Source organism: Phenylobacterium terrae, assembly GCF_042681205.1.
GTDB lineage: Bacteria > Pseudomonadota > Alphaproteobacteria > Caulobacterales > Caulobacteraceae > Phenylobacterium > Phenylobacterium terrae.
Genome location: NZ_JBHUEY010000012.1, coordinates 269,774 through 281,184 on the forward strand (window position 1 = coordinate 269,774; position 11,411 = coordinate 281,184).

Genomic DNA, 11,411 nt, shown 5'->3' on the forward strand with positions numbered 1-11,411 from the left:
CGCCGGCCCGCCGCGGCCGGGACGACGGCGAGAGATCAGCTCCCGTAGAAGAACCGCTCCTCGACGATCTTGCCGTTCTTGACGGTGTAGACGCCGATTTCGTCCATCTGCATCCGCTGGCCGCTGGCCTTCTGGGTGATGTCCATGGTGAAGCGGACGGCGAACTGGTCGCTGTGGACGTAGGGCCCGCCGACCTCGACGCTGTTGATCTCGTGCGCGTGGGCCCACTGCTCGCCCTTGGAGCGCACGGCCGCGATGCCGCGCGTCACGGCGCCCTCGCCCATCGGCTCGAGGCTGACGACGGTGTCGGCCCAGTAGGTCTCGCCGGCCTCGTCGAACTGGCCCGCCTTCAGAAGGGCGGTGAAGTCGTTGGCGATGTCCTGGGTGGTTTGGGCGATGGCTTCGATGGTCATGTCCGTCCTCCTCAATACGAGAAGGCGACCCTAGCCAGCCCCTGCCGCCAGCATGCTGTCAGCATGGAGACCTCTCCCCCCGCTCGGCGGGGGGAGAGGGTTGGGTGAGGGGGGACTCTGCACCTCCCCGGCGCCGCCGCGCTCGCGACCAGCGCCGGGCCTCCCTCACCCTACCCTCTCCCTCCGCGAGCGGAGGGAGAGGTCTGGAGTTACGCCGCTCGCGACAGCGACAGGCCCTCGTACCGCGCCAGGTGGTGATCGGTGTTGCCGAAGGCGGCTTCGATCATCGTGGCGCGCTTGAAGTAGTGGCCAATGGCCATCTCGTCGGTCATGCCCATGCCGCCGTGCAGCTGGATGGCGTTCTGGCCGACGAACTTGCAGGCCTTGCCGATCTGCACCTTGGCCGCCGAGGCCGCCTTGGCCCGCTCGGCGGCGTCCTCGGAGCCGACCTTGATGGTGGCCATGTAGGTCATCGAGATCGACTGCTCGACGTTGATGAACATGTCGACCATCCGGTGCTGCAGCACCTGGAAGGTGCTGATCGGGGCGCCGAACTGCTTGCGCTGCTTGGTGTACTCCAGGGTGCCCTGGTGAAGCTGGGCGAGCACGCCGCAGGCCTCGCCGCAGAGCGCCGTCACCGCCTCGTCCACCACCCGCTCGACGAGCGGCAGCGCCTGGCCTTCCGGCCCGATCAGCGCCTCGGCCGGCAGGGCCACGTTCTCGAAGTAGACCTCCGAGGCGCGCTGGCCGTCCACGGTGGGATAGTCGCGCGTCGTGACGCCCGGCGCGTTCTTCTCGACCACGAACACCGACACGCCCTGCGCCTCGCGCTGGGACCCGCCGGTGCGGGCGGTGACGATCAAATGGGTGGCCCAGGGCGCGCCCACGACCACCGCCTTGTGACCGTTGAGCTTCCAGCCCGCGCCGTCCCTGCTGGCCGAGGTCTTCAGGTCGGCCAGGGCGTAGCGGCCCTGCGGCTCGGCGTAGGCGAAGGCGAACACCGCCTCGCCGGCGATGATCTTGCCGATCAGGTCGGCCGCAGCGGCCGGCTTGCCGTGCTTCAGGAAACCGCCGCCGATCACCACCGTGCCCAGGTAAGGCTCGACCACCAGCTTCTTCCCGAACTCCTCCATGACGATCATGTTCTCGACGTAGCCGCCGCCGAGGCCGCCGAGCTCTTCGGAGAAGGCCGCGCCCAGGATGCCGAGCTCGTTGGCGAACGCGCTCCAGACCTCCGGCCGCCAGCCCGGCTCGGCCTTGATCACCGCCCGGCGCTTCTCGAAATCGTAGTTGTCGGCCAGATAGCTCGCGACCGTGTCGCGCAGCATCGTCTGTTCGTCGGTGAAGTTGAAATCCATGACCTAAGCGGCTCCGGTTGGGACTTTGACTGACGCGGGCGGGATCAGAGCCCCAGCACCATCTTGGCGATGATGTTGCGCTGGATCTCGTTGGAGCCGCCGTAGATCGAGGTCTTGCGGCCGTTGAAGTACTCGCCGGCCACCCCGCGGGCGTAGTCGGGGCCGACGCCCATGTTGGCGCCGTCCTCGCGCAGGTAGGGCGCGCCGTAGTGGCCGGCGGCCTCGAGGGCCAGCTCATTGAGCCGCTGCTGGATCTCGGTGCCCTTGATCTTGAGGATGGAGCTCTCCGGCCCCGGGCCCTTGCCGCTGGATTCGCCGGCCAGCGTGCGCAGCTCGGTGAACTCCAGCGCCGTGAGGTCGATCTCCAGCTCGGCGAGCTTGCGGCGGAAGAAGGCGTCCTCGATCAGCGCCCCGCCATGGTCGCCCCGCTCGGTGGCGGCCACCGTGCGCAGCTTTTCCAGGCCGCGCTTGGAGCGGGCGACGCCGGCGATGCCGCTGCGCTCGTGCGCCAGCAGCGCCTTGGCGCAGGTCCAGCCCTGGTTCTCGTGGAAGATCCGCTGGTCGACCGGCACCTTCACGTTGTCGAGGAAGACGTCGTTGACCTCGTGGCCGCCCTCCAGGGTGATGATCGGGCGCACCGTGACGCCCGGGCTCTTCATGTCGATCAACAGGAAGCTGATGCCCGACTGCGGCTTGGCGTTGGGGTCGGTGCGGACCAGGAAGAAGCCCCAGTCGGCGTACTGGCCGAGCGTGGTCCAGGTCTTCTGGCCGTTGACGATGTAGTACTCCTTGCCGTCGTCGCCGGTGACGCGCTCGGCGCGGGTCTTCAGCGAGGCCAGGTCCGAGCCGGCGCCCGGTTCGGAGTAGCCCTGGCACCACCAGACGTCGCCGTTGTAGATGCCCGGCAGGAAGCGCTTCTTCTGCTCGTCGGTGCCGAAGGTGTAGATCACCGGCGCCAGCATGGAGAGGCCGAACGGCAGGGTCGGCAGGCAGTCGGCGCGGGCCAGCTCCTCGTTCCAGATGTACTTCTGGGTCGGCGTCCAGCCGGTGCCGCCCAGTTCCTTCGGCCAGCCCGGCGCCACCCAGCCCTTCTTGGCCAGCACCTTGTGCCAGGAGAGCTGGTCTTCCTTGGTCAGCGGCTCGCGGGCGTCCTGCTTGCGGCGCAGGTCGGCGGGGTAGTTCTCGGCGATGAAGGCCCGAACTTCGTCCCGAAAGGCCAGGTCTTCGGCGGAATAATCGAGGTTCATCGCGCTGCTCCCGTGCGCCCGGGCGACCGGTGCCCGCGGCGAAGTGGCACGTTTAGCTCCGCGCCCCGGCGTTGGGAAGCTTGACGTTAACGTAAAGGTCAGCATTCGTGGGCCGGGACGTGAGGCCCCGGGGAACCCCCGACAGCCAAGCCGCCTTGTCATCGCCGCAGGACCCGCGCAGAACACCCCGCCCATGCCTCGGATCGTGACCTACAACGTGCACCGCTGCGTCGGCGCCGACCGGCGGCTCGACGTGGAGCGGATCGGGGCCGTGCTGGCCAAGCTGGAGCCCGACATCGTCGCCCTGCAGGAGCTGGACGTCGGCCGGGCCCGCACCGGCGGCGTCGACCAGGCCCACGAGATCGGCCGGCAGCTGGAGATGCAGTGCCACTTCCACCCGGCCATGAAGGTCGAGGAGGAGCTCTACGGCGACGCCATCCTGACCCACCTGCCCGAGCGGCTGGTCAAGGTCGGCCCCCTGCCCGGCTACCACCGCATGCCGCAGCTGGAGCCGCGCGGGGCGCTCTGGGTGCAGGTGGAGGTGCAGGGCAAGCCGGTCCAGATCATCAACACCCACCTGGGGCTGGTGCCGCGCGAGCAGCAGCACCAGGCCTCCTGGCTCGCCGGTCCCGAATGGCTCGACCATCCGGACCGCAAAGGGCCGACCATCCTGCTGGGCGACTTCAACGCGACCGCGACCTCGGTGGTCTACCGCACGCTGACCGCCCGGCTGGAGCCGGCCCGGCGCCTGGCGCCGCGCAAGACGCCGACCTCCACCTTCCCCTCGCCGCTGCCGGTGCTGCGCATCGACCACATCTTCGTCTCGCCGGAGATCAAGGTGCTGGACGTGTTCGCCCCGTTCGAGCCGCTGCACCGGCTCGCGTCCGACCACCTGCCGCTGGTCATGGACTTCGAGGTGGCGTGATCGTCGGGCCTTCCCGGCTCTTGTCCGAGATCAGGCGGGCCTCGGCGTAGACCTTCTCCCGCCGCCGCCCCAGCCGCCAGCTGTCGCCGGCGTTGGCCGGGTCGCCGATGTGGTAGGCGGCGATGAACTCGCCCAGCGCCGACATCTTCCGCGGCACCAGCGGCGCCAGCCGCCCCTCCCGGTTCAGCACGTCGATGGCGGCGCACAGGCCGCCGTGGTCGGCGCGGGCCTTGGCCACGGCGTCGCCGGTCACGGCCATGAAGTGGCCCACCAGCCGGTCGCGGAAGGCGGTGACGTTGATCCGGTCCTCGGGCCGTTCGGCCAGCACGGTCAGCTCGCACTCGGTGTCGAAGCCGCCCGAGCGGTTGTTGAGGTTGGCCGAGCCGACCCGGGCGAAGGCGTCGTCGATCACCGTCACCTTCGAATGGACGATGATGGTCGAGCCGCCGCTGGTGATCGGGTAATAGGCCCTGAAGCGGCCGAACACGTCCGCCGCCTTCAGCCGCCAGATCATCGTCGTGCGGGCCCGGTCCATGGTCAGCCGGTCGAACCAGCTGGGACTCTTGCCGGTGGAGATCAGCACCACCTCCGGCCCGTTCGGCTCGGCCAGACGCTCGGCCAGCGCCTCGGCCACCGCCGGGGCGGTGAAATACTGGTTCTCCAGGTAGATGACGTCCTTCGCCGACCGGATGGAGGCCAGCGTCAGCCGGCGGATCTCCTCGACCGCCTCCTGCCCGCGCCAGGCCGGCACGGTGCGCGAGACGCCGACCTCCACGTCGGTGAGGGCTGCGGGGATGTGGTCCGGCCAGGGATCGCCGGGGCTGGGCTCAGGCGGCGGAACCGCATCGCCGGTGGCGCGGCGCCAGCGCTCGCGGGCGAGCTCGCCCAGGGCCGCGGCGGCCGGCCCGTCGACCAGGATCATCACCTCGTGGCGCGGGTCGTGGCACTCCTGGCGCGGCATGATGCGGCGCTGGTCGTCCTCCAGGTGGGCCGGGGTGTCCCAGCGGTCCACCGAGATGTCGCCGCCGCCGCAGAAGGCCACCTTGTCGTCGATCACCAGCACCTTCTGGTGATGGCAGGCGCCGAACGGGACCGCGTCGTCGAGCCGGAACTTGACGCCGGTGCCCTTGAACCAGCGGCGCGCCTTGTGCGGGAAGAACTCCTGGCTGGCGCTGATCGGCAGGGCGGAGTGCCAGATCAGCAGCCGGATATCGAGCTGCGGCCGCCGGCGGGACAGCTCGATCAGCACGCGGCCGACCTCGTCCGGATCGTCCGGGCCGTCGTAGCCGTCAGGGAACAGGCGGGTGCGCGGGTCGAACCCCCAGCCCAGCAGATGGATCGAGCGCTCGGCCTTCATCATCGCCTCGAAGGCGGCGGTGAAATAGGCCTCCGTGTCGATCAGGAAGGCCGCGCGCGCCGCCCGCTCCCTGCGCCAACAGGTTTCGCCCGGGATGAGGACGCTCATACACTTCCTTGCCTCGGCGCCGCCGCCCGGCGCGCGCCGATTGTAAGCCTTGGCCGCAAGGTGGGTTCCGCGGCCCGGCCGCGCAAGAAAAAGCGCGCCCGGACGCGCCGGGCGCGAGTTTCAGGGGCATCGGCCACAAGGCGCGGCCGACGATGGGACCCGCGGGGTCGCGGGCCGCCAATCTCAGTTGCCGGCCAGCTGCAGCTTGAAGGCCTGGCAGGCGCCGGACAGCTCGGCCTCGAGCGCGGCCTTCTTCTCGCCGGACGCGGTCAGCGCTTCCTGCTTGGCCAGGCTCGCGGCCATGTCCGCCCGCCGACGGGTGGTGATGGTGCGCCCCTCCTCCTCGCTCTCGAGGAAGGCCTTGAAGGCCTGGAGGTCGGGGCTCTTGAACTTGCTGGAGCGGGCGATGGCCGCGCAGCGGCTGGCCTGGATGTAGTCCTGATCGCTCACCTCGGCCGAGGCGGGCGCGCCGAGCGCCAGGACGGACGCGGCGGCGAACACGCTAATGGCGAAACGCATGACCGAATCTCCTCTAGGTCCCCCGCACGGCAGAAGACAGCCGCAACGCGACGCTTCAAGTTAACTGTTGGAAATCTTGTCTCGGCCACCACTACAATGTGTCCGGCCGGACAGAATTGACGCGCAAGAACAAAGAAAAGAGGCGCCCGGACTGAGCCGGACGCAAGAGTTGGCGACAATCTCCTTCCGCGAGGTCTAGGCGGAAGGCAGGGGTCTTGGGGTCGGGCCGCCGGCTCTAGCCGCCCAGGAGAGGCCCGGAAGGTCTGCTCGCTCTTCCGGGCTAGGCGCCGGCGGCCCGCCCCAAGCCTCTCTCGAGGGAGAGAGCTCTTAGGACGCGGGGGTCGCGCCCGACTTGGCGGCCGTGCCGGTGGACTGGTCGGCGATGAAGGCCTGGCAGACGCCGCCGAGCTCGGCGGCGACCTTCGCCTGCTTCTCGGCGCTGTCGCTGCGGGCGTCGCGGGCGGCCTTGGCGGCCGCGTCGTCGGCCATGCGCTTGATCGTGGCGGGACGGCCGCGCGCCTCGACCTTGGTGTAGGCCTTCAGTGCCTCGGCGTCGGCGCCGCCGTCGGCGGCGGCCAGGGCGTGGCAGCGGCTGGCCTGGATGTAGTCGACGTCGCTGATCCGCGCGGAGGCGGCGGTGCCCCAGGCCGCCACGGTGGCGGCGGCGGCGATGGCGAGAGCGGCGGTGCGCATGGGTGTCTCCTCGAAAAACTGACGAGGCCAGGGTGTCAGCACCAGCGCAGAGTTCAAATGAACTTCCGTCAATAATCGGGGTCGCTACATTAATATTCGCTCATGTTTGGCAGGTATCCACATGTAACATGAATTTCTTGTCATCTTTCCGACCGCGTGTCATTCCCAGATGGATGAACCCGCTGAAGCTGACCGGCCCCGAGGTCCAGGCCCTGATCCAGAAGGCCTTTCCCAAGGCCGATCCCGACCGGATGCCCAAGGTGACCGAGGCTGCGCCAGGGCGGCTGCGGATGGTGGCGCCCTTCCAGCCCGAGATGCTTCGCCCCGGCGGCGTCATCGCCGGGCCCACGCTGATGAGCCTGGCCGACACCGTCGCCTACGCCATCGTGCTGGCCCACGTGGGCGAGCAGCTGATGGCGGTGACCAGCACGCTGACCATGCACTTCCTGCGCGGCGCCAAGCCCGGCGACCTCGTGGCCGACGCCGGCCTGCTTCGGCTGGGCGCCCGCAGCGCCGTCTGCGACGTGCGCATCTGGACCGAGAGCCCCGACGCCCTGGCCGCGCACGCCACCGTCGCCTACGCCCTGCCCGCCGCATGACCGACCGCCCCGCCCCGCCCAAGCCGATCCGCACGCCTTGCGTCCAGGTCTGCGCGGTCGACGGCGAGAGCGGCCTTTGCCTGGGCTGCTATCGCACGCTGCCGGAGATCGCCGGCTGGGCGAAGCTGGCCGAGGCCGACCGCGAGGCGCTGATGGCCGAGCTGCCGGCCCGCCGCAGCCGCATCCGGCCGGAGAAGCTGGCGATCTTCGGCTGAGCGCCTCCCCAGGGTGGGTTCGTAAACGCCTCGGCAACCTCCGATTCACCGGATGCAAACCCCGCCGGGCCTAACCTCGCGCTCAACAAGGCCGAAAAGGCCGAGCCTTTGGTGAGGCAGGGTGTCGGATATGCTCAGGTTCGCGTTGCTGGCTGCGGTCAGCGCCATTTCGGCCGTCGCGGCCGCCCAGGCGGTGGCCCATTTCGAGGCGCGTCAGGCGCCGGAGCCGCGCGCGGCGGTGGCCCAGGTCCGGCCCCTCGCCGCCCCGGAAGCGGCCGGCGAGGCCGCCTCCATCGCCAAATCGTCGGATGGCCACTTCTGGGCCGAGGCCGACGTCGACGGCCGCCGCGTGCGCTTCCTGGTGGACACCGGGGCCAGCGCCGTGGCCCTGACCGTCGAGGACGCCCGCCGGCTCGGCCTCGATCCTTCGACCCTCAACTACGAGTACGGCGTGCAGACTGCGTCGGGCCAGGCGCGCGCCGCCCAGGTGAAGCTCGACAGCATCTCCATCGCCGGCGCCCGCGTCGACGACGTCGAGGCCTTCGTCATCGAGAGCGGCCTGGAGACCTCGCTGCTCGGCATGACCTACCTCGGCCGCCTCTCGCGCTTCGAGGCGACCCGCACGGCGCTGATCCTCAGGCCCTAGGCCGCCGCCTCGACCTCGGCGCCCGCGCTGCGCAACGCCGCGAGGGCCCGCTCGATCACCTCCAGCCCCGCGCCGGTCTTGGCGCCCTCGACGGTCAGGATCCGCCGCCAGGCGCGCGCGCCCGGCCGGCCGTGCATCAGCCCGAGCATGTGGCGGGTCATCCCGGCCAGGTGGGCGCCGTGCGACAGCCGCTCGGCGACGTAGGGCAGGTAGCGCTCCACCGCCGTGAACGGATCGACGTCCTCCCCTTCCCCGAAGATCAGCCGGTCCGCCTGCCCCAGCAGCGCCGGCGTGTGGTAGGCCGCCCGCCCCAGCATCACCCCGTCCACATGCGCCAGGTGCGCCTGCGCCGCCTCCAGGTCCGGCACGCCGCCGTTGATCACGATGGTCAGGTCAGGGCGCTCGCGCTTCAGGCGGTGGACCAGGGGATAGTCCAGCGGCGGGATGTCCCGGTTCTCCTTCGGCGAAAGCCCCTTCAACCAGGCCTTGCGCGCATGGACGACGAAGGTCCTCACGCCGGCCTGGGCGCACCGGTCGACCAGCTCGAACAGGGCAACCTCCGGGTCCTGCTCGTCCACGCCGATGCGGCACTTCACCGTCACCGGGACTTTCACCACAGAGCCCATGGCCGCCATGCACTCGGCCACCAGTTCCGGTTCGCGCATCAGGCAGGCGCCGAACGCCCCGCTCTGCACCCGGTCCGATGGGCAGCCGACGTTCAGGTTGATCTCGTCGTAGCCCAGGTCCTCGCCGATCCGCGCCGACGCCGCCAGGTCCTTCGGATCCGAGCCGCCCAGCTGCAGCGCCACCGGATGCTCCACGTCCGAGTAGCCCAGCAACCGCTCCCGGTCCCCGTGCAGCACCGCCCCGGTCGTCACCATCTCGGTGTACAGCAGCGCCCGCGCCGACAGCGTCCGGTGCAGCACCCGGCAATGCCGGTCCGTCCAGTCCATCATCGGGGCGACGGAGAGCCTGTGGGGCGGGTAATCCAAGTCGTGTCCTCGGCAGCTCGGCGGATACGCCGCCGGGGCCTAATAGCCCATGAAGCTGTCGAGCCCCAGAAGCTCATGGATTTGGGCGACATTGGATGCCACACGGACTTGGTCGAGCAGCGGCACTAGGATCTCCTCGCGCTCGTCTTCCGCGCAGTAGTACTCCGATGTCAGCTCGACGGCCGCGATGGCCCGGGCCTTGATCTCGTCGAGCGACAGGGGCGGAAGCGGCTCAAGTTCCTGTTCGATCCGCGACTGGGGTGTCGAGAGGACAGCGGAGACGAGCCACAGCAGCAATGGCTCTCCCCTTCCTAGACGTCGGACAGAGCGGACAACCCAGCGCCGCCCATCGCCGGAAACGAGTTCCATTCCGACTTGCATGTCCTTCTTCAAGGTCATGGGTCCGCACGAGGTGAGGGTGTTTAAGTCCGGGAACCCCCAAATGTCTCCGTCCGGCGTGAAGCCGATTACGGGGAAACTCATATCCACTTGGGTCGACTTCATCCGCCCCGCTGGCTCCGCCTCACCTAACGTCCTTGGCGCGGCTTCTGCGGCGGCTGGAACGGCTGAGTGACATTCTCCCAGGTGTCCGCCGCTCGCGCCGCCCGATTTGAGATTACCCGTCGCCCGCCAGCCGAGGCAGCCGACACCTCAGCATGATCTGCTACACGCTTAAGCTTGTCAAGAACAAAGCGGGAACGCGCCGTCTACTCTGCTGCGCCGCGCCCAACGCCCTCTACCCACAACTCGACCAGCCGCCGCCGCGGGTCCTCGACCGCGCCGCTCGATGGCGTTCCGAACACCATGGTCGTGCGCTTGGCCGCGTCATAGGCAGGCCAGGCCGGGGTTTTGGGGTTGTTTGGGTCGCCCTTGGCGGCGAGGGCGACGAAGGCCGAGGCGATCTCGTCGGCGAGGCGGCGGTTGTCGGCGATCGGGCCGGCCAGCGGCATGCGGATGTCGTGCATGGCGTAGGAGACATCGACGCCGTGGGTCGCGCCGTAGCGGCCGCCGAAGGCGGGGCTGGGGGCGGTCCACAGGTAGGCCCAGAGCGGCGCCGCGCCCTGCTGGGCCTTGCGGTCGGCCATGATCCGGGCGCTCTGGCGGAAGGTGGCGTCGGTGACGATGCGGGCGTTGATCACATAGGGCGTCGCCTTCGGGTCCTCGTCCCGGTAGGCGGCGAGGATCTCGTCCGCCCGGGCGCCGGCGCGGGCGGTCAGGTTTTTCCGCACCTCCTCCCAGGTCATGCCGAAGTTCGCCTCGCGGTAGGTCCGCTCGTCGAGCACCGTCGAGACGATCAGCGGAATGTGGGCCGACTCCGCCGGGGCGGCGGGCGCGAACGGGTGGTGCGGGATGGCCGAACCCAGCACCGGGGCGAACGAGCGCGGCGCCTCGCCCCTGGCCCGCTGGCCGGCCTCGAGCTCGGCCTGGGCCGCCAGGATCGTGGTCCACGGCAGCGCCTGCAGCTCGCGGATCTGGGTCGCCTTGAGCCCGAGCTTGCCGAGCAGTTGCTCCGACGTCGCCTGCGCGTCGGCCCGGCTCATCGCCGTCAGCCGCGATCCGCTCATCACCGCGGCGCTGGAGAACAGCCCCTTGGCCGAGGGCATGGCCAAGAGGTGGCTGACCTTGGCCCCGCCGCCGGACTGGCCGAAGATCATCACCCGCTTCGGATCGCCCCCGAACGCCTCGACGTTGCGGCCCACCCAGGCAAGGCAGGCGACCAGGTCCTGCATGCCCGCCGAGCCGGAGTCGGCGAAGTTGCCGCCATCGCCGAGATGCAGGTAGCCGAAGGCGCTCAGGCGGTGGTTGACCGTGATCACCACGCAGTCGCCGAAGCGCGCCAGCATCTCCCCGTCGCCGCCCGGCGAATTGCTCGAGCCGCCGTAGAAGCCGCCGCCGTGGAAGCGCACCAGCACCGGCTTCTTCGCCGCCCGATCCAGGCTGGGAGTCCACAGGTTGAGGACCAGGCAGTCCTCGCCCATGCCGCCCGGCTGCATGTCGTTGAAGATCAGGTCCGCATAGTCGCGCCGGCGGTCGGCCGGCACCTGCGGCGAGATGTTCCCGAAGTCGAGCGTGTCGCGTACGCCCGCCCACGGCTTCAGCGGCTGCGGCGGGCGGAAGCGGTTCGCCCCGGCCGTGCTCTCGGCGTAGCGGACGCCCCGGAACACCTTGATCCCGCCGGACGTGAGGCCCCTCAGCCGCCCCTCGGCCGTCTCGACGATCGGAAACAGGTCCGCCTCCGCCGCCCTCGCCCGCGGCCCGAAGCCGGCGACGCCGAGCGCCGTCCCGGCGGCCAGCAGGCCGCGCCGATGGATGATCATCTTCCCCCTCCCCCTTGCTCT

At 70.0% G+C, this 11,411-nt stretch carries 13 protein-coding genes; 4 read left to right on the plus strand and 9 right to left on the minus strand.

Going from position 1 to position 11,411, the window contains the following annotated elements; genetic code table 11:
* Positions 1-35: 35 nt before the first annotated feature.
* The 3 genes from ACFSC0_RS20845 to ACFSC0_RS20855 all read right to left on the minus strand — a co-directional run bounded on the left by ACFSC0_RS20845 (position 36) and on the right by ACFSC0_RS20855 (position 3,018).
* Positions 36-413, minus strand: coding sequence for a SnoaL-like domain-containing protein (locus ACFSC0_RS20845; protein WP_377283429.1), 378 nt, complete (start codon positions 411-413; stop codon positions 36-38).
* Between the two features lie 209 nt (positions 414-622).
* A complete protein-coding gene (locus tag ACFSC0_RS20850) occupies positions 623-1,771 on the minus strand; it encodes an acyl-CoA dehydrogenase family protein (RefSeq protein WP_377283430.1) in 1,149 nt (382 codons plus the stop codon).
* Positions 1,772-1,815: 44 nt separating this feature from the next.
* The gene (locus ACFSC0_RS20855) at positions 1,816-3,018 is read right to left on the minus strand and encodes an acyl-CoA dehydrogenase family protein (protein ID WP_377283431.1); all 1,203 of its coding nucleotides are present in this window, start codon (positions 3,016-3,018) and stop codon (positions 1,816-1,818) included.
* 193 nt (positions 3,019-3,211) lie between these two features.
* Here ACFSC0_RS20855 and ACFSC0_RS20860 point away from each other — a divergent pair, with 193 nt between their 5' ends.
* The gene (locus ACFSC0_RS20860; protein ID WP_377283432.1) at positions 3,212-3,943 is read left to right on the plus strand and encodes an endonuclease/exonuclease/phosphatase family protein; all 732 of its coding nucleotides are present in this window, start codon (positions 3,212-3,214) and stop codon (positions 3,941-3,943) included.
* On the opposite strand, the gene ACFSC0_RS20865 is transcribed toward ACFSC0_RS20860, so the two are convergent.
* The 3 genes from ACFSC0_RS20865 to ACFSC0_RS20875 form a co-directional block, all read right to left on the minus strand.
* Positions 3,921-5,408, minus strand: coding sequence for a phospholipase D-like domain-containing protein (locus tag ACFSC0_RS20865; protein WP_377283433.1), 1,488 nt, complete (start codon positions 5,406-5,408; stop codon positions 3,921-3,923). The two genes, ACFSC0_RS20860 and ACFSC0_RS20865, sit on opposite strands and share 23 nt — an antisense overlap.
* Before the next feature lie 183 nt (positions 5,409-5,591).
* Complete coding sequence (locus tag ACFSC0_RS20870) at positions 5,592-5,927, minus strand: hypothetical protein (protein WP_377283434.1); 336 nt, start codon at positions 5,925-5,927, stop codon at positions 5,592-5,594.
* 327 nt (positions 5,928-6,254) lie between these two features.
* The gene (locus ACFSC0_RS20875; protein ID WP_377283435.1) at positions 6,255-6,620 is read right to left on the minus strand and encodes a hypothetical protein; all 366 of its coding nucleotides are present in this window, start codon (positions 6,618-6,620) and stop codon (positions 6,255-6,257) included.
* Positions 6,621-6,793: 173 nt separating this feature from the next.
* On the opposite strand from ACFSC0_RS20875, the gene ACFSC0_RS20880 reads away from it, so the two are divergent.
* From ACFSC0_RS20880 to ACFSC0_RS20890, 3 genes are all read left to right on the plus strand, one after another.
* Positions 6,794-7,219 carry a PaaI family thioesterase gene (locus tag ACFSC0_RS20880; protein ID WP_377283436.1) on the plus strand — a complete coding sequence of 142 codons (426 nt, stop codon included), beginning with the start codon at positions 6,794-6,796 and terminating at the stop codon, positions 7,217-7,219.
* Positions 7,216-7,434 (plus strand): DUF1289 domain-containing protein, encoded by a 219-nt coding sequence (locus ACFSC0_RS20885; protein WP_377283437.1) that lies wholly within the window; start codon positions 7,216-7,218, stop codon positions 7,432-7,434. Before ACFSC0_RS20880 ends, ACFSC0_RS20885 begins: the two co-directional genes overlap by 4 nt.
* A 130-nt stretch (positions 7,435-7,564) precedes the next feature.
* Positions 7,565-8,080, plus strand: coding sequence for a TIGR02281 family clan AA aspartic protease (locus ACFSC0_RS20890; protein ID WP_377283438.1), 516 nt, complete (start codon positions 7,565-7,567; stop codon positions 8,078-8,080).
* On the opposite strand, the gene dusA is transcribed toward ACFSC0_RS20890, so the two are convergent.
* The 3 genes from dusA to ACFSC0_RS20905 all read right to left on the minus strand — a co-directional run bounded on the left by dusA (position 8,077) and on the right by ACFSC0_RS20905 (position 11,390).
* The gene (gene dusA / locus ACFSC0_RS20895; RefSeq protein WP_377283957.1) at positions 8,077-9,036 is read right to left on the minus strand and encodes a tRNA dihydrouridine(20/20a) synthase DusA; all 960 of its coding nucleotides are present in this window, start codon (positions 9,034-9,036) and stop codon (positions 8,077-8,079) included. The two genes, ACFSC0_RS20890 and dusA, sit on opposite strands and share 4 nt — an antisense overlap.
* A gap of 75 nt (positions 9,037-9,111) precedes the next feature.
* A complete protein-coding gene (locus ACFSC0_RS20900) occupies positions 9,112-9,471 on the minus strand; it encodes a hypothetical protein (protein WP_377355260.1) in 360 nt (119 codons plus the stop codon).
* A 308-nt stretch (positions 9,472-9,779) separates the two neighbouring features.
* On the minus strand, positions 9,780-11,390 hold the full coding sequence (locus ACFSC0_RS20905) for a carboxylesterase/lipase family protein (protein ID WP_377283440.1): 1,611 nt from the start codon (positions 11,388-11,390) through the stop codon (positions 9,780-9,782).
* Positions 11,391-11,411 lie beyond the last annotated feature (21 nt).

What these genes read in the sequence shown, in the direction of transcription:
- ACFSC0_RS20845 (WP_377283429.1), bottom strand. Translation starts at nt 413, where the DNA reads ATGACCATCGAAGCCATCGCCCAAACCACCCAGGACATCGCCAACGAC.
- ACFSC0_RS20850 (WP_377283430.1), bottom strand. Translation starts at nt 1,771, where the DNA reads ATGGATTTCAACTTCACCGACGAACAGACGATGCTGCGCGACACGGTC.
- ACFSC0_RS20855 (WP_377283431.1), bottom strand. Translation starts at nt 3,018, where the DNA reads ATGAACCTCGATTATTCCGCCGAAGACCTGGCCTTTCGGGACGAAGTT.
- ACFSC0_RS20860 (WP_377283432.1), top strand. Translation starts at nt 3,212, where the DNA reads ATGCCTCGGATCGTGACCTACAACGTGCACCGCTGCGTCGGCGCCGAC.
- ACFSC0_RS20865 (WP_377283433.1), bottom strand. Translation starts at nt 5,408, where the DNA reads ATGAGCGTCCTCATCCCGGGCGAAACCTGTTGGCGCAGGGAGCGGGCG.
- ACFSC0_RS20870 (WP_377283434.1), bottom strand. Translation starts at nt 5,927, where the DNA reads ATGCGTTTCGCCATTAGCGTGTTCGCCGCCGCGTCCGTCCTGGCGCTC.
- ACFSC0_RS20875 (WP_377283435.1), bottom strand. Translation starts at nt 6,620, where the DNA reads ATGCGCACCGCCGCTCTCGCCATCGCCGCCGCCGCCACCGTGGCGGCC.
- ACFSC0_RS20880 (WP_377283436.1), top strand. Translation starts at nt 6,794, where the DNA reads ATGAACCCGCTGAAGCTGACCGGCCCCGAGGTCCAGGCCCTGATCCAG.
- ACFSC0_RS20885 (WP_377283437.1), top strand. Translation starts at nt 7,216, where the DNA reads ATGACCGACCGCCCCGCCCCGCCCAAGCCGATCCGCACGCCTTGCGTC.
- ACFSC0_RS20890 (WP_377283438.1), top strand. Translation starts at nt 7,565, where the DNA reads ATGCTCAGGTTCGCGTTGCTGGCTGCGGTCAGCGCCATTTCGGCCGTC.
- dusA (WP_377283957.1), bottom strand. Translation starts at nt 9,036, where the DNA reads ATGATGGACTGGACGGACCGGCATTGCCGGGTGCTGCACCGGACGCTG.
- ACFSC0_RS20900 (WP_377355260.1), bottom strand. Translation starts at nt 9,471, where the DNA reads ATGACCTTGAAGAAGGACATGCAAGTCGGAATGGAACTCGTTTCCGGC.
- ACFSC0_RS20905 (WP_377283440.1), bottom strand. Translation starts at nt 11,390, where the DNA reads ATGATCATCCATCGGCGCGGCCTGCTGGCCGCCGGGACGGCGCTCGGC.